Origin of the sequence: Lepagella muris (assembly GCF_004793975.1) — a bacterium.
In the GTDB taxonomy this organism is placed as follows: domain Bacteria; phylum Bacteroidota; class Bacteroidia; order Bacteroidales; family Muribaculaceae; genus Lepagella; species Lepagella muris.
Window position 1 is genome coordinate 1 of record NZ_SRYB01000050.1, and the last position, 19,306, is coordinate 19,306.

At 38.4% G+C, this 19,306-nt stretch carries 15 protein-coding genes; 13 read left to right on the forward strand and 2 right to left on the reverse strand.

Annotated elements, in window-relative coordinates:
* Nucleotides 1–67: 67 nt before the first annotated feature.
* Complete coding sequence (locus E5331_RS19365; RefSeq protein WP_123484104.1) at nt 68–2,674, reverse strand: ATP-dependent Clp protease ATP-binding subunit; 2,607 nt, start codon at nt 2,672–2,674, stop codon at nt 68–70.
* A gap of 294 nt (nt 2,675–2,968) precedes the next feature.
* Here E5331_RS19365 and gyrA point away from each other — a divergent pair, with 294 nt between their 5' ends.
* The 10 genes from gyrA to E5331_RS19415 all read left to right on the forward strand — a co-directional run bounded on the left by gyrA (nt 2,969) and on the right by E5331_RS19415 (nt 14,653).
* The gene (gyrA, locus tag E5331_RS19370) at nt 2,969–5,563 is read left to right on the forward strand and encodes a DNA gyrase subunit A (RefSeq protein WP_123484103.1); all 2,595 of its coding nucleotides are present in this window, start codon (nt 2,969–2,971) and stop codon (nt 5,561–5,563) included.
* Nucleotides 5,564–5,595: 32 nt separating this feature from the next.
* The gene (locus tag E5331_RS19375) at nt 5,596–6,819 is read left to right on the forward strand and encodes a hypothetical protein (RefSeq protein ID WP_123484102.1); all 1,224 of its coding nucleotides are present in this window, start codon (nt 5,596–5,598) and stop codon (nt 6,817–6,819) included.
* 205 nt (nt 6,820–7,024) lie between these two features.
* Nucleotides 7,025–8,044: a rod shape-determining protein gene (locus E5331_RS19380; protein WP_123484101.1), complete on the forward strand. Its 1,020-nt coding sequence runs from the start codon at nt 7,025–7,027 to the stop codon at nt 8,042–8,044.
* Between the two features lie 89 nt (nt 8,045–8,133).
* The gene (gene mreC, locus E5331_RS19385) at nt 8,134–8,982 is read left to right on the forward strand and encodes a rod shape-determining protein MreC (protein ID WP_168355314.1); all 849 of its coding nucleotides are present in this window, start codon (nt 8,134–8,136) and stop codon (nt 8,980–8,982) included.
* Between the two features lie 16 nt (nt 8,983–8,998).
* Nucleotides 8,999–9,508 carry a rod shape-determining protein MreD gene (gene mreD / locus E5331_RS19390; RefSeq protein ID WP_123484099.1) on the forward strand — a complete coding sequence of 170 codons (510 nt, stop codon included), beginning with the start codon at nt 8,999–9,001 and terminating at the stop codon, nt 9,506–9,508.
* The gene (gene mrdA / locus E5331_RS19395) at nt 9,505–11,358 is read left to right on the forward strand and encodes a penicillin-binding protein 2 (protein ID WP_123484098.1); all 1,854 of its coding nucleotides are present in this window, start codon (nt 9,505–9,507) and stop codon (nt 11,356–11,358) included. Before mreD ends, mrdA begins: the two co-directional genes overlap by 4 nt.
* Complete coding sequence (gene rodA, locus E5331_RS19400) at nt 11,339–12,808, forward strand: rod shape-determining protein RodA (protein WP_123484097.1); 1,470 nt, start codon at nt 11,339–11,341, stop codon at nt 12,806–12,808. Before mrdA ends, rodA begins: the two co-directional genes overlap by 20 nt.
* Before the next feature lie 74 nt (nt 12,809–12,882).
* Complete coding sequence (locus E5331_RS19405) at nt 12,883–13,245, forward strand: hypothetical protein (RefSeq protein ID WP_123484096.1); 363 nt, start codon at nt 12,883–12,885, stop codon at nt 13,243–13,245.
* A 43-nt stretch (nt 13,246–13,288) separates the two neighbouring features.
* The gene (locus tag E5331_RS19410; RefSeq protein ID WP_123484095.1) at nt 13,289–13,834 is read left to right on the forward strand and encodes a 1-acyl-sn-glycerol-3-phosphate acyltransferase; all 546 of its coding nucleotides are present in this window, start codon (nt 13,289–13,291) and stop codon (nt 13,832–13,834) included.
* Nucleotides 13,835–13,837: 3 nt separating this feature from the next.
* Nucleotides 13,838–14,653, forward strand: a complete 816-nt coding sequence (locus E5331_RS19415) for a nitrilase-related carbon-nitrogen hydrolase (protein ID WP_123484094.1) — start codon at nt 13,838–13,840, stop codon at nt 14,651–14,653.
* 67 nt (nt 14,654–14,720) lie between these two features.
* Here E5331_RS19415 and E5331_RS19420 read toward each other — a convergent pair whose 3' ends face one another.
* Nucleotides 14,721–15,365, reverse strand: a complete 645-nt coding sequence (locus E5331_RS19420) for a C40 family peptidase (protein WP_123484093.1) — start codon at nt 15,363–15,365, stop codon at nt 14,721–14,723.
* 336 nt (nt 15,366–15,701) lie between these two features.
* On the opposite strand from E5331_RS19420, the gene E5331_RS19425 reads away from it, so the two are divergent.
* From E5331_RS19425 to groL, 3 genes are all read left to right on the forward strand, one after another.
* Nucleotides 15,702–17,132: an alpha-amylase family glycosyl hydrolase gene (locus tag E5331_RS19425; RefSeq protein WP_123484092.1), complete on the forward strand. Its 1,431-nt coding sequence runs from the start codon at nt 15,702–15,704 to the stop codon at nt 17,130–17,132.
* Between the two features lie 170 nt (nt 17,133–17,302).
* Nucleotides 17,303–17,575, forward strand: a complete 273-nt coding sequence (locus E5331_RS19430) for a co-chaperone GroES (protein WP_123484091.1) — start codon at nt 17,303–17,305, stop codon at nt 17,573–17,575.
* Between the two features lie 27 nt (nt 17,576–17,602).
* Nucleotides 17,603–19,240 (forward strand): chaperonin GroEL, encoded by a 1,638-nt coding sequence (gene groL / locus E5331_RS19435; protein ID WP_123484090.1) that lies wholly within the window; start codon nt 17,603–17,605, stop codon nt 19,238–19,240.
* Nucleotides 19,241–19,306: the final 66 nt, after the last annotated feature.

Consider the following 19,306-nt stretch of genomic DNA (forward strand, 5'->3'; position numbering starts at 1 on the left):
TCAGCCAAATAAATAGGGCATCTGAAATTTCAGATGCCCTATTTATTTGGCTGACTTACCGATATAATTATATATTGTCGGTATCCTGGGTATTTTTTAGCTCATTGGTATCGCATAATGGTTGATATTCCAATAATGGCTTATCATCTCCATTGGAATAAGTCACCTTTATTGTTCCTCCAATATGACCTTCTGCATTTAATTTCAGCATCAATTCAGCAAGCTCATCCTCAAGATATTTCTGGATTGCGCGTTTAAGTGGACGTGCTCCAAAGTTCTTATCATAACCTTTTGATGCAATGAATTCCTTTGCTTCATCTGATAAATCAAGATGGAACCCAAGTTTTTCAATACGATCATAAAATTCTTTCAACTCGATATCGATGATCTTGAAGATAGCATCCTTATCCAATTGGTCAAACATTATGATATCGTCCACTCTGTTGAGGAATTCCGGAGAGAATGCCCTATTCAGAGCTTTTGAAATGACACCTTGTGCCTGATCCTTTGAAATTGTTCCGGCATTAAAGCCAACCCCACCTCCAAAATCTTTAAGCTGCCTGGATCCCACATTACTTGTCATGATTAGAATTGTATTCTTAAAGTCAATTCTTCTTCCAAGGGAATCAGTTAATCTACCCTCGTCCATGACTTGTAATAGCAGGTTGAATACATCAGGATGCGCTTTTTCTATTTCATCCAGAAGCACTACTGAATAAGGATGACGGCGGACTTTCTCTGTCAACTGTCCACCCTCCTCATACCCCACATATCCCGGAGGCGCTCCGACAAGACGAGACACTGTGAATTTCTCCATATATTCACTCATATCCATTCTGATAAGGGCATCTTTTGAATCAAAAAGATACTCGGCTATCTTCTTGGCAAGGAGAGTCTTTCCCACACCGGTAGGACCGAGAAACATGAATGTGCCTATAGGTTTGTTTGGATCTTTCAACCCAATTCTATTACGTTGGATTGCCTTGACCACTTTCTTGATAGCTTCATCTTGACCAATGACAGCCCCCTCAAGAGACATCCCCATATTTAGAAGTCGTATGCCTTCTGTCTGGGCAATACGTTGGGTGGGGACTCCGGTCATCATTGCCACCACTTCGGCAACCTTGTCTTCATCAACTGTTTGCCGATCGGAATCTATGCGGGCTTCCCATTCTTTCTTTGCTTGTTCGAGTTCAGCCTTCTTTTGAGTCTCTTTGTTTCTTAAAGATGCGGCAAGCTCAAAATTCTGGGAATGGGCAGCTGCAAGTTTCTCTTGGGTGACCTGGTCAATTTCTTTCTCAAGCCGTTCTATCTCATCCGGGACAATTATGTTAGTAATATGTACTCGAGAACCCGCTTCGTCAAGAGCATCGAGAGCCTTGTCAGGGAAGTTGCGGTCACTGACATATCTTTGGGTGAGGTCGACACAAGCTTGTAGTGCTTCATCTGTGTAATTTACGTTATGATGCGATTCGTATTTGTCTCTTACCCTCTTTAAAATCTCAAGAGTCTCGTCAGGAGTCGTAGGTTCGACAATTACCTTTTGAAACCGCCTTTCAAGAGCTCCATCTTTTTCGATGTTTTTACGATATTCATCTAATGTGGTTGCTCCAATACATTGTATTTCCCCTCTTGCAAGTGCCGGTTTAAGCATATTGGCAGCATCCATTGATCCAGGCGCACCGCCAGCTCCGACAATCGTGTGAATCTCATCAATAAAAAGAATTATATCTGGATTTTTTGACAATTCATCGAGAATTGCTTTAATTCGCTCTTCAAATTGACCACGATATTTGGTGCCTGCCACGATGCTTGCCATGTCAAGACCGATAACTCTTTTCCCAAATAATATCCGGGAGACCTTACGTTGAACTATTCTTAATGCCAAACCTTCAACAATTGCGGATTTCCCCACACCGGGCTCACCGATTAGTACCGGATTATTTTTCTTTCTTCTTGACAATATCTGAGCCAGACGTTCAATCTCGTTTTCTCTTCCAACTACGGGGTCAAGACGACCCTCTGATGCAGCTTTTGTAAGATCATATCCAAATTTATCGAGAGCCGGGGTGTCATTACCTGGTTTCCCTCCAATATTTTTTCGATTTATCTTAGACGTTGAATCCTCGGATGAACGACGATTATCTTTAAAAGGAGAAAATTCATTCTCGTCGTCGTCATCATTGTCATTCTCATCAAAATTCTTACCTGCATTTGGAGACAGAGCTTCAGATAAATTCTGGATTGTAATGTCAAAATCGAGATATTTATCTTTTAACTGTCGTAAAAATTCACTATCCATAGCTCGCTGGTCATGTATTAGAGCAAGAAGTATATGCTCTCCGGAAATGGCATGGGCATTCATTTTACGTGCTTCTGAAGTAGCAAGTTGAAGGTGCCTGATGGCTGATAATGAAATCTTAAATTGCTGTTCAAACAATGTGGTGGTTTCTGCTGGAGGTTCAATACCGGCAAGGTATTCTTCAAGTTCGCGAGTCATTTCTTCCACAGGGACTTGAAGCTGCTTTAAAATTTTAAAAGCATACCCGTCTTGGTTGCGGAGAGAACCCAGCACAAAGTGTTCACTTTGTATGGCTGCGGAATTAAAGTTTTTTGCTTCCGCATAAGCAAGCTCAAGAATTGGGCGAAATTGTTTCGAAAAATCGTTTTTCATCACAAATATATAATGAATGTATTTTCTGTTTTATTTTTAATAAGACTATATTTATATAACAAAATATAATTGATTTGTTGCAAACATCGTGCCAATTTTTATTAAAAATGGAAAAATAAGCATTTCAAGGTTAATCTTTACAAATATCTCTCAAAAGAATTTCAGTTAACCCGATTTTAAACTTGTTTGATTGAATATATTTTTGTAACTTTGCTACTTGTAATGGATGTCCACATCCATCATTTGGCTTCCTTATTTTAGAGGTCAGATTAATTAGACGAATCACGTAAAAACATGCAAGGAGACGACAAAATTATTCCGATAAATATTGAATCGGAAATGAAAAGCGCCTATATCGACTACTCAATGTCGGTAATAGTGTCGCGAGCCCTGCCCGATGTAAGAGACGGTTTTAAGCCGGTGCACCGCAGGGTGCTTTTCGGCATGAATGAATTAGGCAATTTCTTTTCAGGAGATACTAAAAAATCAGCGCGTATAGTTGGAGAGGTTATGGGTAAATATCATCCCCATGGCGATTCTTCTATTTATTTCACTATGGTGAGAATGGCGCAGGAATGGTCTCTTCGTTATCCTTTGGTCTTTGGTCAGGGTAATTTCGGGTCAATTGATGGAGATTCTCCAGCAGCTATGCGATACACTGAGGTAAAACTTGCCCGTATGGGAGAAGAGATGCTTCAGGATATCGATAAGGAGACTGTTGATTTTGTTCCGAATTTTGACAATACACTTTCTGAACCTTCGGTTCTTCCTACGAAGATACCGAATCTTCTTGTAAATGGAGCATCGGGAATTGCTGTCGGTATGGCAACGAATATGCCGCCTCACAATCTTACAGAGTCTTTAAATGCAGCTGTAGCACTTATTGATAACCCAGAATTGGATATTGATGGGCTCATGGAATATATCAAGGCTCCAGATTTCCCGACTGGAGGTGAGATTTTTGGCATCCAAGGTGTGCGAGATGCATTTGAGACTGGCAGAGGTCGTATATTGATACGCGCGAAAGCTGAAATAGAAAGTGATGGCAATCATGATCAGATAATAATTTCTGAGATACCATACGGAGTTGTAAAAAATGACTTGGTAAAAAGTATCGCAGATCTTGTAGAAGAGAAGAAAATAGATGGCATATCTGATATTACCGATACAAGCGCGAGAGGTCAGATGCATATTGCAATCGACATAAAACGCGACGCAAATGCTAAGGTAATACTGAATAAGCTATATAAGATGACGCAATTACAGACATCGTTTAGTGTAAATAATGTTGCTCTTGTAAATGGCCGTCCGAAGACGTTGAATCTCAAAGAATTGTTGCAGGCTTTTGTTGATCATCGACATGAAGTGGTTATTCGACGAACTCGTTATGAGCTTAGGAAAGCGGAAGAGAGAGCTCATATCTTAAAAGGTCTTATGATCGCTTGTGACAACATTGATGATGTGATTGCGATAATTCGCTCGTCTCGAACTACGGATGAGGCCCGCGTAAGACTTTCAGAACGTTTTGGTATTGATGATATTCAAACACGTGCTATCGTTGAGATGCGTCTTCGTCAACTTACCGGATTGGAAATGGATAAACTCCGTGGAGAATACGATGATTTGATGAAATTAATTGCCCATCTAAATGATATTCTGAATAATGATGAGGTTTGTAGGAATGTCATGAAAGACGAACTCATTGAGATCCGTGATAAATATGGTGATGAGCGAAGAACTAAAATAAATATTTTCTCCGGAGATCTCAATGCAGAAGATTTCTATCCGGATGATGAAATGATAATAACTATTTCTCATCTTGGATATATAAAACGTACTCCCCTATCTGAATTTAGAGCACAGAATCGTGGAGGTGTAGGGGCCAAAGGCAGTGATACCAGGGATTCAGATTTCATTGAGCATATTTATCCTGCATCTAACCATAATTACATGCTTTTCTTTACACAGAAAGGGAAGTGTTATTGGTTGAAGGTATACGAAATTCCTGAATGCGCTAAAAATTCAAAAGGTAGAGCAATTCAGAATTTGCTCAATATTGAGGCAGATGATTGTGTCAATGCGTTTATCAGAGTCAAGCATCTGAAGGATCCCGAATACATAAACACCCATAATTTAATTTTCTGTACGAAGAAAGGAATTATTAAGAAGACATCGCTTGAGGCTTATTCCCGCCCACGCGCAAATGGGGTGAATGCTATTATAATTAGAGAGGACGACCAGCTTATACAGGTCAGACTGACAGATGGTAATTCCGAGATAATCCTTGCGAATAGAGAGGGTCGGGCAATAAGATTCTCCGAGAGTAAGGTTAGGGAAATGGGTAGAATGTCTACCGGAGTCAGAGGTATGACCTTGGGAGACGGAGATGATGAGGTGATCGGTATGATTGCAATGACAGGATCTCCGGATGAAACGGTAATGGTCGTTTCGCAGAATGGCTATGGTAAACGTTCTCCGCTTGAAGATTATAGAGTTACCAATAGAGGTGGCAAGGGAGTGAAGACTCTGAATATTACGGAAAAGACGGGAGAACTTGTTGCTATAAAAAATGTAAATGATTCCAATGATTTGATGATAATAAATCAAAGTGGAATAACATTAAGGTTGCCCGTTGCCGGGATAAGAGTGATGGGGCGTGCAACACAAGGTGTCAAACTTATAGATTTGACCAAACGTGGAGATCAGATTGCATCAGTATGTAAAGTGGATTCAGATCCGATAGAGGAACTTCCTGCAGAATCCGAACAAAATGCTGATAATATTGTTGAAACTAATAGTAATGTCGTCTCGGAGAAGACATCTTCTAATGATGTAGAGAATAAAATATCAGATTCTCTCTTCCAATTCGATGATGATATTTCGGAATAAACAAGTCTCATTTTTAAACCTAAATAAACCGTATGAATAGATTTCTTTCACTTGCACTCTGTCTTGCAGCTATTGGATCTGTGAGTGCACAAAAGGCGAATGTTGATCAAGCAGCCAAATTGAGTGGCAAGACCGATCAACTGAATCAGGCTCGTAATCTGATAAAACAGGCTATGGAGAACCCGGAAACTCAAAATGATGCCCGCACTTACTATATTGCAGGAAAGATTGAGTTCGATGCATTTGACAATGCCACAAAAGCAAAAATGATAAATCCTGATGATGCTTCTGCAAAGGGCACTGTTATGGCTGATGAGTTGATCCAAGGGTACAAATACTTTATGAAGGCTCTCCCTCTTGACAGTGTTCCAAATGAGAAGGGTCAGGTAAAACCTAAGTTCTCCAAAGACATATTGGGTAAAATTGGTGGACATGCCAATGATTTCTTCTCAGCAGGTGCGGATTACTTTAATAATAAGAATTATTATCCGCAGGCATATGAAGCGTTTATGGTGTATGGAGATCTTCCGGAATCAGGGATGCTGGGAAAGATGGCAGCATTGATTGATCCTTCTCAGATTGCGACAGCTTATTTCAATGCCGGTCTTTCTGCATATTCAGGCAATGCTGTTGAAGAAAGTGCAAATGCATTCAAGAAGGCTCGCCTTGCCGGTTATGACCAACCGGAATGCTACATCTACGAAATAGCATGTTGGCAATCCATTGCTCAGAAGGATGAGTCAAAAATGAAAGAAGCTCAGGCTAATATCTTGAATGTTGCTGAAGCTGGTCATAAGAAATATGGTCTTGCTCAGCCAATTTTCATCAATAATATGATTAATTCAATTGTGACGGATGGAAATATAGATAAAGCTCTAGAGCAGTTGAACGCGGTTATAGCAGAAAATCCTGACAATGCAAATCTTTATGGTCTGAGAGGTTATGTCTATGATCGTGCGGAGAAGGATGCAGAGTCAGAAGCCGATTATCGTAAAGCAGCATCCCTTCCGGATGTGGATTTCGAAACTCTTAAAAATGCAAGCAAGAAGATTTTCCGTATAGGCACAATGAAATGGAATGAACTTGAAGGATCTTCTCCTGAAACTACTGCCGCACGTAAAGATATTAAGGAAAACTATTTTGAATCATCAAAAAAGATTGCACAAAGAGCAGAATCAATGCAGCCGGATGATTCAGATATCCAAAATGTGCTTGAGAGTATTAATTATGCCCTTGAGACATATTTCCCAAATTAATATGAAATATTATTACTCCAGTCGGAGTAATATTGAATAAAAAAAGGCATGTTTCAAATAAACATGCCTTTTTTACATATTTTATAACCGAAATGTAGCATAATATTTCAATAGCTTATAAATTTTGATTAACTTTGCATAAGTTTTTAGAACGATTCTTAGCCACGTAGATGTGGCTTCTCCCTAAACAGATAAAATAGAAATTATGGGACTCTTTTCATTCACACAAGAAATCGCAATGGATTTGGGAACAGCCAACTCCATAATAATTCATAATGACAAGATTGTTGTAGATGAACCGTCTGTTGTCGCAATTGAAAATAAAACGGATAAGCTTCTTGCGGTAGGTACTCCAGCTCACCTTATGGAAGGTAAAGAGCCTCCGGGTATACGTACAATACGTCCTCTCCGTGATGGCGTGATAGCAGATTTCAATGCGGCTGAGCAAATGATCAGAGGAATGGTCAAGATGGTAAGCTCAAAACGGCGTTGGTTCTCTCCTTCTCTTAGAATGGTGGTGTGTATTCCATCAGGCTCTACAGAAGTTGAGATTCGTGCGGTTAGAGATTCATCTGAGCATGCTGGTGGTAGAGATGTATATATGATCTATGAACCGATGGCAGCAGCCTTAGGCATTGGTCTTGATGTGGAGGCTCCAGAGGGAAATATGATTGTAGATATAGGTGGCGGAAGTACTGAAATCGCAGTGATTTCGTTGGGGGGTATTGTCAGCAATAAGAGTATCCGCTTGGCTGGCAATGATTTGACAACAGATATTCAGGAGCACATGGGTAGAGTTCACAATCTTAAGGTCGGTGCAACTATGGCTGAACAGATAAAGATAAACGTAGGCTCAGCGTTACCTGTGCTTGATAATCCCCCAGAACCATATATTGTAAGAGGTCCGAATAGAATGTCTGCACTTCCAATGGAGGTGCCTGTTACGTATGAAGAGATCTCTCATTGTATTGATAAATCGATATCAAGAATGGAGACTGCAATATTAGCTGCACTTGAAGAGACTCCCCCCGAATTGTATGCAGATATAGTAAAAAATGGCATTTATCTTGCTGGTGGCGGAGCGCTTCTCAAAGGTCTTGCAAAACGACTTACTGATAAAATTAGGATAGAGTTTAAAATTGCGGAAGATCCTTTACATGCTGTGGCAAAAGGCACTGGCGTAGCTTTGAAAAATATCAATCGCTTCTCGTTCCTTATAAGATGATACATAAGTATCGGCAATTAATCAATACTTTATATTTTAATCTCATTGCTGCCCCCTTATAAAGGGGGTGGCTTTTGCGTTTAGTAAATGTGAGAAATCTATTAAATTTCATTATAAGATATGGCACATGGTTCTTGTTTGCGTTCTATGTGGTATTGAGTCTTGTGCTTCTTTTCAGCCATAATTCATATCATCATTCTGTATACCTAAGTTCAGCTAATGTGGTTTCAAGTTTCGTGAATAGTACAGTCTCTGAGATCACAGGGTACTTTCATCTTAGGAGTATCAATGAAAGTTTGCAGGCAAGCAATGCAATGTTGGAAAATGAAGTTTTAAATTTACGACATCAAATTGCTGAATGTAAAACGAAACTTTCTGATACTGTAAAATATGAGGCATATCCTGATAGGTTTGATTATATTTCTGCTACTGTTGTCAACAATAGTGTTCGACATCCGAGAAATTATTTTTCAATAGATAAAGGTGCAGCTGATGGAATTAAGCGTGGAATGGGTGTGGTAGATCAGAATGGAATCGTAGGTATTGTAAACGTAACGGGAGAGCATACAGCAAGAGTGATATCACTCCTTAATGAAACTCAGCATTTTTCTGTCAGATTAAAAGGGACACAATTTATTGGTTCCCTTTCATGGAAAGGTAGGGATCCACAGATTGCGTATGTAGAAGAAATGCCAAGACATGCTCGTTTTCAAGTTGGAGACACTATTGTTACCAGTGGCTTTTCAACGACATTCCCCGGTGAAATTCCTGTTGGCATAGTAATGAATCGCGTTAAAAGCAGCGATGACAATTTCTTTGTCCTGAAGGTTTGTCTTACAACAGATTTCAGAGCTTTAAGTATAGTCAGGGTAATTAAAGACGAATATAAGTCGAGCTTGGATTCCTTGCAGAATTTTGATTTTAAACCAGACAAATGAGTTATGATGCATCAATATGAATAAGGAGATAATCAAATTTTCTATACTTTTTATAGTATTGTTGCTGGTGCAGGTGATGATATGCAATCACATTGCTATCTTTAATGTCGCCGTTCCTTTGATTTTCATATATTTTATTATTAGATTGCCAATTGATATTGGTAAGGGAGTATTATTTACGCTTGCCTTTATTATGGGTCTTTGTGTAGATGTGTTTTCAGATACACCAGGATTAAATTCCCTTGCATGTACAATGCTTGCAGCTTTCAAAGATCCTATTTATTATGCGTATATACCGAAAGATGACAAAACGAAATATCTTACACCGTCAATTTCTTCTTTGGGGGTCGCAATATATTGCAAGTATTTGGTATCCATGGTTGGAATCTACTGTGTTATGATTTTTTCAATTGAATATTTTAATTTTGCGGACTTTAAGGATATACTGCTTTTATCAGTGTCAAGTTGCTTGCTGACATTTTTAATGTTGCTGGCTATTGATAGTTTAATAATAAGAAAATCGTGAGGAAAGACTATAGATTAGCAAAGCGCAGATATGTAATCGGGGGATTTATCTGTCTCATTGTGGTGATATATATATTCCGCTTATTCAATCTTCAAGTAAGTGAAGATAAGTATAAGGAGAATGCTGATAGTAACGCTTTCTTAAGAAGAGTGATATATCCGGCAAGAGGACTTGTATATGATCGGGAGGATAGGCTTGTGGTATTTAATCAGCCGGCGTATGATGTTATGATAATACCTAAAGATGTAGGTGAATTTGACACATTGACATTATGCAATGTGTTAAATCTTACCAAAGATCAGTTGATGGAGAAATGGATGGATATGAAAAATCCTAAAAAAAATCCGGGTTATTCTTCATATACTCCACAAAAATTGATATCTCATTTGTCTCAGTCAGATTATGGAAGATTACAGGAAAAGTTATATCTATTTCCTGGGTTCTTTATTCAAACCAGGACTGTAAGACAATACAATTATTCTGCAGCAGCAAATGTTTTGGGAAATATCAGAGAGGTATCAGCATCAGATGTAGAATCTGACAGATATTATCGTTCGGGAGACTATACCGGGGATTTGGGTATTGAAAAAAGCTATGAGAAACATTTGCGTGGAGTAAAAGGCGTGGAAATATTGATGAAGGATGCGTATGGAAGAATTAAAGGTAAATATGAGGACGGTAAACATGATGTCTCCCCTATCTCCGGAAGAAACATCACGTTATCGATTGATATGGAATTGCAGGCGTATGGGGAGAAGCTAATGCAAAATAAGATAGGTGCTATAGTAGCTATTGAACCCGCCACAGGAGAAATCTTGGCGTTGGTGACATCACCTAATTATGATCCTTCGCTTCTCGTGGGGAAAGAACGCGGCAAAAACTATTCGCTTCTGGTGAAAGATCCATATAAGCCATTATACGATCGTTCTATTCAGGGTGCATATCCTCCCGGTTCTACTTTTAAACCTACACAAGGGTTGATATTCCTTCAAGAAGGGGTGGTGACGAATGCGACTCAATATCCTTGTTACCATGGATATATAAATAAATTAAGGGTGGGTTGTCATGGTCATGGCTCTCCAATAGCATTGAAACCTGCATTACAGACATCTTGTAATGCCTATTTCTGTTGGGGATTCAAAAATATGATTGATAAACGAGGTACTAAGCCCTTCGATCAATTTGAAATTTGGAAAAATTATTTGGTGGAGATGGGTTATGGATATAGATTAGGAGTTGATCTGCCATCAGAAAGCAGAGGATTTATTCCAAATTCAAAATTTTATTCAAAATCATTCAGGGGTCCTAAATGGAGCGCAAATTCAATTATCTCGGTATCTATTGGGCAGGGAGAGGTATTGGCAACTCCCCTACAGATAGCAAATCTGAGTGCTACAATAGCAAATCGAGGACACTATTTTACTCCTCATGTCGTAAAGGCAATAGCTGATACTGTAATCGATTCAAAATATAAGGAAAAACATGAACCCCATGTAAAGAAAGAATATTATGAGACTATTGCAGAAGGTATGCGTATGGCAGTCTTGGGAGGCACATGTCGTGGGGCAGCTTTACCGGATATTGAAGTATGTGGTAAAACTGGTACTGCGCAAAATCCACATGGAAAAGACCATTCCGCATTCATGGGATTTGCTCCGTATCATAATCCAAAGATTGCAATTGCAGTATATGTCGAGAATGCAGGATTCGGAGCAACCTTTGGTGTGCCAATCGGCAGCCTAATGATAGAGAAGTATCTCAAGGGGACAATTTCTGAAGCCAGAAAGGGTATTGAAGAACGAATGTTGAACTCAAATACGATTATTAGCAGTGGAGTCAAGAAACACTGAAGCAAATGTTTCCGTTTTCCGATCACTTGATTGGATAACAATATTATTATATCTGTTGTTGGTATCGGCAGGCGCAATAAGCATATATGCGGCAAGCTATGATTTTGATAATGCCAGTATGTTTGATTTTGCGGAATTCTCAGGTAAACAATTCTTATGGATTGGGTTGTCTGTGGTTATTGGGGGAGTTATCTTGCTTCTTGATGCCAGGTTATTTGAGGCTTATGCATATCCAATATATGGAATTGTTATAATCATATTGATTGCTACTATATTTTTGGCACCCGATATCAAAGGGTCAAGATCGTGGTTGGTGTTTGGTCCAGTCAGTTTACAACCTGCTGAATTTGGAAAATTTGCTACAGCTCTTGCATTAGCTCGATTGTTTAATTCATATAATTTTTCATTGAATGCCAAGATAAGTAATTATTTTAGAGCATTGATAATTATATTTCTGCCAATATGTCTTATCTTACTTCAGAAGGAGACTGGCAGTGCATTGGTATATTTTTCATTGATATTTGTATTATACCGTGAGGGCATGAGTGGATTGGTGCTTTTCTCGGTGGTATGTGCTATAGTATATTTTGTTGTGGCAGTTAAATTCTCCGCACCATTGATATTAAATATACCGGTTGGTGAATTTTCAGTATTTTTATTGATTATTCTTATTTTTACTTTGATGTTGGTGTTCTATTGTCGAGATTTTGTAATTGCCAGAAATGTAATCATAGGTTTTGTCCTTTCTGGAGTTATTGTGACAATACTCTCTATATGTGGAGTAACAGTAAATGGTACAATTTTCTTTTGTGTGATATTAGGATTGGCATTAGCATATACATCATTAGCAATGCTTCATCATAGGATACAAAAATTTTTGATTACAATATCGTTTGCACTTGTGTCAGTATTGTTTCTATTCTCTGTAAATTTTGTTTTTGGGAATGTACTTGAGGCACACCAACAGACTCGTATTAAAGTCTCGCTTGGAATAGAAGAGGATTTGAGAGGTGCGGGATACAACGTCAATCAGTCTAAGATAGCTATTGGATCAGGAGGCGTAATCGGTAAAGGTTTCTTAAATGGGACACAGACAAAATTGAAATATGTGCCGGAGCAGCACACTGATTTTATCTTCTGTACTATTGGTGAAGAGGAAGGCTTTGTCGGAGCTACTACTGTGCTTATCGTTTTCCTTGCATTTATTCTGCGACTAATAGTAATTGCAGAAAGACAACGCACTGCTTTCGGACGAGTGTATGCATATTGCATGGTATCATTCTTGATATTTCATTTATGTATTAATATCGGTATGGTAATAGGATTGTGTCCGGTTATAGGTATACCGCTACCCTTTTTCAGTTATGGAGGGTCTGCATTATGGGGATTTACAATATTATTGTTTATCTTACTTAGGATTGATGCTTCCAGAAAGGAACGAAGAGATTAAATTTATTGATTTTTTCAATAAAATAGTACGTAAATCTGTTATATATTTAAAGACATATCATAAATATTACCATTATGGCAAATAAGAGAGAATTCAAGAAATATGTTGAGGCGGTAGGAGCTTCTGCATGTGAAGCAATGATGTCTACTTATTATAATGTAGACGGTGTAAATAAAGATTCAATTGCAAAGTCGATTGAATTGACGCTTGGTGCAGTCGGAGCTGCAAAGAGTAATGCTGATGTGACCTTTGACAAGGGTGTGAAGGCATTTGCCGGATTGAAGGAATATTCTGTTGCGAAAAATAAATTCTACAAGAAATTATTTGTGAAAATCAAAGAGGATTTCTTCAATAGCATAGATGAGGCAATAAAATTATTTAATTCTGCAATTCCCGCAGAGGTGAAAGAACAGTATAAGAATGCTGTTGCAGAATAAAAATATGACAACCTATTCAAGAATAGAAATTAATTAGAAGCTTATGAATCTTTGGAAGTATGGTCTCCGTATAGTTGGATGGAAGTTAGATATATCTGCTCCACGTAGGGATAAATGTGTGATCTGCGTTGCGCCTCATACTTCTAATTGGGATTTCATTTTAGGTCTATTCGCTTATAAATCATTGGGAAGAGAGGCGAATTTCCTTATGAAGGATTTTTGGTTTTTCTTCCCTTTGAAATACTTGCTTCGGGCTTTAGGCGGTATTCCTGTTTTCCGTGGGAATAAGAAAGGTTCGCTGACAAATCAGGTCATAGAGCTTTTTCATAATAAGAAATACGTAAATCTCGCCGTTACTCCTGAAGGTACGAGAAGTGCCACTAATAGATGGCATACAGGATTCCTTTATATTGCATGTGGAGCTGATGTCCCAGTTCAATTTGGAGTCATTGACTATGCTAATAAATTAGTCTTTATACGAGATGAGTATTATCCAACAGGAGACATAGAAAAGGATTTGGAGTATGTTAAAAATTACTATGCTCCGTATGATTACTGTGCGAAGTATCCGAATAAATTTAAAATCTGAAAAGTGAATACAACCGATCTTAAAGTGGCATTAGTACCCCTTCAAATTGAATGGGGAGATAAAATTAAAAACTTGGCAGAAGTCAAGCGGTTCATGAATTTAATACATAGAGACGCTGATATTGTAATTTTTCCTGAGACATTCTCTACAGGATTCCCCTCTATGGAAGATAAGGAATTTGTGAGAGTAATGGCTGAACGAAACACCGGAGAAACAATGCAAATGATCCATCAGTTGGCTAATCATTATAATATTGCTATCGCCGGAAGTTTTATTGCAGATACAGGTGGATTATTATTTAATCGCGGGTTTATTGTAGAGCCGTCTGGGGATGAGTACTTTTATGATAAGCGTCATTTGTTTACAATGGCAAATGAGCATGTAGTATTTAATCCAGGAGATTCACATACATGCATTCGCTATAGAGGATGGAATATATCGATAGTGATATGTTACGATATTAGATTTCCAGTATGGTGCCGGAATCAAGACAACAAATATGACTTACTGATATGTGTTGCAAATTGGCCTAAAGTAAGGGTTGACGCTTGGAATAAACTTTTATTTGCGCGTGCTATTGAAAATCAGTCATACGTATGTGGTGTGAATTGTAAGGGTGTTGATAAGAACGGTTATGAATACGATGGCAGTTCAATGATCATTGATTACAAAGGTAATGATATATCTATCCGTATAGATGAAACGGGAATTGTCTACGCCACATTATGCAGGAGCAGATTAGATAGTTTTAGGAAGAAATTCCCGGTATGGGATGATTCTGATGAATTTTTTATAAAGAATATGTCAAACAAAAAATAAAGTGGGCATTCAAATATGCTCACTTTATTAATGAATTTGTTTAATTATAACTCTAAATTTATTAGAGTTATAAAGTTTCATTATTGTTGATGATTCGTCTTGCGCCTAAATAACGTCTTCCATAATAAGCGTCGTTTGTATCTATCCGTATGCCTTGAGATGTACTGGCATGAATAAATTTAAAACTGCCCTTTTCAGAGTCTACGCTGACAACAATTCCAACGTGTCCTACCCTTCCATGTCTGCTGTTGCGTCCGGTAAAGAACACCAGGTCTCCTTTCTTTAAATCTTGCTTTTCTACAACGCTACCCTGATTGTATTGGTCGCGTGAGGATGCTCCAAGATTATAACCAAACTGGCGAAAAACATAACTTGAGAAGCCGGAGCAATCAAATGCATTCGGACCTTTAGCTCCAGATCTGTATCGTTTGCCAATATGAGTATTAGCTTCTTTCAGAAGGTCATTGATTAGAGTGATCGTTTCAGTAGATTCAGATGTATTCTTTATATTGGAATCCTCTCTTTTCTCAATATCATTTTTGATGAAATCCTTGATTACACTTTTGTCTAACTTAGAAGATTTTGCATTTGCCAAAAGTTGTTTATGAATTTCAGCATGGGGTTTAGAATCCAATAATGATTGTGCTGCCGATTCAAATGAACAACAACCGGCAGTGAAGAGTATTATGGTAATAAGATTGGAAAATTTCATGTTTTGGGTTATTTATTACTGATTATTCAGTATTGTTCTACAAAATTAGTTAGTTTAAAGGAATAATGCAAATCATACAGTTAGTAAAGTGTTGAATTTAAGAAATATTATAATTTTGCACATCAATGTTTCATATGTGCATATTGAAGTGTTGTATGAATTTTATATTGGTAATGGGTATTAATCATGTGCAGATTCTTTAATTTTAGGTACTATTTTTTATAAATTGATAAAATACCCATTGTTTTTATGCGTTCTATAAAAGATACCTATTAATTTCTTTAAAGTTACGTATTAACCAATTTTGGTTATGACCGTGAAAAAATCATACAAAGGATGAATAAAATTTTAGCATTATCTCTATGTGTTGGAATATCCGGCACAGTAGTGGCAAAAGATCGGGTTACACATAATCCCGATGTCACAAATACTGAATCAATTCTTCATGCTTGGAGTTGGAATTTCCCCACAATTGCCGACAATATGCGTAAGATTGCAGAATCTGGATTTACGATGGTGCAGACATCTCCGGTTCAAAATTGCTATGAACCGGCAGGCAGTGGGAAAAAGATATTTGATGACAATGTAACAGAGGGCAACTGGTATTATTATTACCAACCGACTGATTGGAAAATTGGAAATAATATTTTAGGTACCCGTGACAAAATGAAGCAGATGATGGATTCTGCTGCAAAATACAATGTCAAAGTTATAGTGGATGTCCTGCCAAATCATACGGCTTTTGATATAGATGCAGTATCTGATGATTTCTATAAGGCAGTGGGTGGTAGAGATAAGATGTATCATTCAAATGGACTGCAACCTGTAGAGGATTACAATGATCGTTTACAGTGCACGTTGTGGGGATCTGGAGCGTTGCCTGATGTCAATACTGAGAATAAGGATTTTCAGAAATATTACATGCAGTTTGTGAATGATCTATTAAGTCTTGGTGTTAAGGGATTCCGCTATGATACAGCCAAGCACATCGGAGTGCATTCTGATCCGGTTGATTCTGCATCTGGTGTAAAGGAGAATGATTTCTGGGATGTTGCAACAGGAAGAAAATCAGTAAAGGGCGTGAGTTTGGCAGTGCCTTATGATTCGCTTTTTGTATATGGAGAGGTTCTTCAAGATCGGAATGTGCCAGAAGCTGAATATGCAGATTATTTCGGACAGACGGCGTCCGGCTATGGACATATATTAAGAGAGGCTCTTGAAAAAGGAAGTGTCAAAGATTTAGATTTGATTAATTGGCATCATACATCAGCTCCGGAATATCTGACTACATGGGTTGAGAGTCATGATACTTATGCGAATGCCCATGAGTCAGCACATCTTACAGATGATCAGATTCGTACAGGCTGGGTATTTTTGACAGCGAGACAGAATGGAGTTCCTCTTTTTTTCAGTCGTCCCGCCGGATCAACACGTCAAAACTATTGGGGAGATAACGTATTAGGTGCACGTGGAAATAATGAATTTTTCCATCCTGAAGTTGTTGCGGTGAATAAGTTCCGCACGAGAATGGCTGGACAAAAAGAAGATTTAAAGTTTTCAGATAATGGTCAGGTTCTTTTGGTAAATAGAGGCAATAAAGGAGCTGCTATCATAAATATCTCAAAATTTGCCAATTCTGTCAATTTGCCAACCGGTCTTCCAGATGGTACATATAGAGATGAGGTATATGGTAAGGAATTTAAGGTGAAGAAAGGCATTTTAAAAGGCATACTTGCTCCTGAAAGAAGCTATATTATTGTAAAATAATGAAAAATAATAAGGTCAAATCAATATAATTGGTAAATAATAATTAAAAGAGAAACATTATTCAGAAATGAAATGTTTCTCTTTTAGTTTGTATTAATGCCATAATTGATAATTGGCACGATTTTTGTTGTTAGCATTAACAGAATAGTTAAACTATAAAAATATCAGATATGAATATCAGACCATTAGCAGATAGGGTTCTAATCGAGCCTACAGCTGCAGAAGAAGTGACACTTGGCGGCATCATTATTCCGGATTCCGCTAAAGAAAAACCTTTGCGAGGAAATGTACTTGCAGTAGGAAATGGAACTAAAGATGAAGAAATGGTGCTAAAAGTAGGTGATCAGGTGCTATATGGGAAATATGCCGGAACTGAAATTGAATATGACGGTTCCAAGTATATAATCATGCGTCAAAGTGACGTTCTTGCAGTGATTGGCTGAATTAGAGATATTTAAAAATTTAAGAAAATGGCAAAAGAAATAAAATTTAATATCAAGGCTCGTGAAGAGCTTAAAAATGGAGTAGACGCTCTTGCGGATGCAGTCAAGGTGACACTTGGACCCAAGGGGCGGAATGTCATTATTGAGAAGAAATTCGGTGCACCTCACATCACTAAGGATGGTGTGTCTGTTGCACGTGAAATTGAATTGGAAGATCCATTCCAGAATATGGGTGCCCAACTTGTTAAGGAAGTCGCATCCAAGACTGGTGATCAGGCTGGTGATGGCACAACAACTGCAACTGTACTTGCTCAGGCAATTGTAAATGTCGGTCTTAAGAATGTGGCTGCCGGTGCAAATCCAATGGATTTGAAAAGAGGTATTGATAAAGCCGTATCTTGCGTTGTTGAAGGTATTAAGTCCCAGAGCCAGGAGGTGGATGATGATATCGACAAGATTGAAAATGTTGCACGCGTATCTGCTAACAATGACGAGGAAATTGGCAGGCTCATAGCAGAGGCTATGAAGAAAGTCAAGAAAGAAGGAGTGATCACTGTAGAAGAGGCAAAAGGTACTGAAACTACAGTAGATATTGTTGAGGGTATGCAGTTTGATCGTGGATATATTTCTCCCTACTTTGTCACTAATAGTGAGAAGATGGAATGTGAGATGGACTCCCCATATATCCTTCTATTTGATAAGAAGATTTCAAATCTGAAGGATCTTCTCCCAATTCTTGAGGCTGTGGCGCAAAGTGGTCGTCCTCTCTTGATTATTGCAGAAGATGTCGATAATGAGGCTCTTGCTACTCTTGTTGTAAATCGACTCCGTGGATCGTTAAAGATTTGTGCGGTAAAGGCTCCAGGATTTGGTGATCGTAGGAAAGAGATGCTTGAAGATATCGCAGTCCTTACAGGTGGTACTGTTATCAGTGAGGTTAAGGGTATGCAGCTTTCTCAGGCAAGTGTACAAGAGCTTGGAACTGCTGAAAAGATAACTATAAATAAAGATAATACCATTATTGTAAATGGTAGCGGATCTAAACAAGCTATTTCAGATCGAGTAAATCAGATTAAGGCTCAAATAGAAACCACTACATCCAACTATGACAAGGAGAAACTTCAGGAACGTCTTGCAAAACTTGCAGGAGGGGTGGCAGTCCTTTATATAGGAGCACCATCTGAAGTTGAGATGAAAGAGAAAAAAGATAGAGTGGATGATGCATTGTCGGCTACTCGGGCTGCAATTGCGGAAGGTATTGTCCCTGGTGGTGGTATTGCATATATCCGTTGCCTCCCTAAGCTTGAAGAACTTAAGGGAGATAATGATGATGAAAACACCGGTATTGCAATCATACGTCGTGCAATAGAAGAACCGTTGCGTCAAATTGTGGCTAATGCCGGAGTAGAGGGTGCAGTTATTGTCCAGAAAGTGAAAGATGGATCTGGAGATTTTGGATATAATGCACGTACAGACACATTTGAAAATTTCTTTAGTACCGGCGTTATTGATCCTGCTAAAGTCACAAGAGTGGCATTGGAAAATGCGGCAAGTATTGCTGGCATGTTCTTGACCACAGAATGTGTTATTGCAGATAAAAAAGAGGATACTCCAGTTGCTCCAATGGGAGCTCCCGGAATGGGAGGAATGGGCGGTATGATGTAATACCGTATCCGGCATCTACAAGAAAGACGTCTATTGCAATTGCAATAGACGTCTTTCTTGTAGATG

What these genes read in the sequence shown, in the direction of transcription:
- E5331_RS19365 (WP_123484104.1), bottom strand. Translation starts at nt 2,674, where the DNA reads ATGAAAAACGATTTTTCGAAACAATTTCGCCCAATTCTTGAGCTTGCT.
- gyrA (WP_123484103.1), top strand. Translation starts at nt 2,969, where the DNA reads ATGCAAGGAGACGACAAAATTATTCCGATAAATATTGAATCGGAAATG.
- E5331_RS19375 (WP_123484102.1), top strand. Translation starts at nt 5,596, where the DNA reads ATGAATAGATTTCTTTCACTTGCACTCTGTCTTGCAGCTATTGGATCT.
- E5331_RS19380 (WP_123484101.1), top strand. Translation starts at nt 7,025, where the DNA reads ATGGGACTCTTTTCATTCACACAAGAAATCGCAATGGATTTGGGAACA.
- mreD (WP_123484099.1), top strand. Translation starts at nt 8,999, where the DNA reads ATGAATAAGGAGATAATCAAATTTTCTATACTTTTTATAGTATTGTTG.
- E5331_RS19405 (WP_123484096.1), top strand. Translation starts at nt 12,883, where the DNA reads ATGGCAAATAAGAGAGAATTCAAGAAATATGTTGAGGCGGTAGGAGCT.
- E5331_RS19410 (WP_123484095.1), top strand. Translation starts at nt 13,289, where the DNA reads ATGAATCTTTGGAAGTATGGTCTCCGTATAGTTGGATGGAAGTTAGAT.
- E5331_RS19420 (WP_123484093.1), bottom strand. Translation starts at nt 15,365, where the DNA reads ATGAAATTTTCCAATCTTATTACCATAATACTCTTCACTGCCGGTTGT.
- E5331_RS19425 (WP_123484092.1), top strand. Translation starts at nt 15,702, where the DNA reads ATGAATAAAATTTTAGCATTATCTCTATGTGTTGGAATATCCGGCACA.
- E5331_RS19430 (WP_123484091.1), top strand. Translation starts at nt 17,303, where the DNA reads ATGAATATCAGACCATTAGCAGATAGGGTTCTAATCGAGCCTACAGCT.
- groL (WP_123484090.1), top strand. Translation starts at nt 17,603, where the DNA reads ATGGCAAAAGAAATAAAATTTAATATCAAGGCTCGTGAAGAGCTTAAA.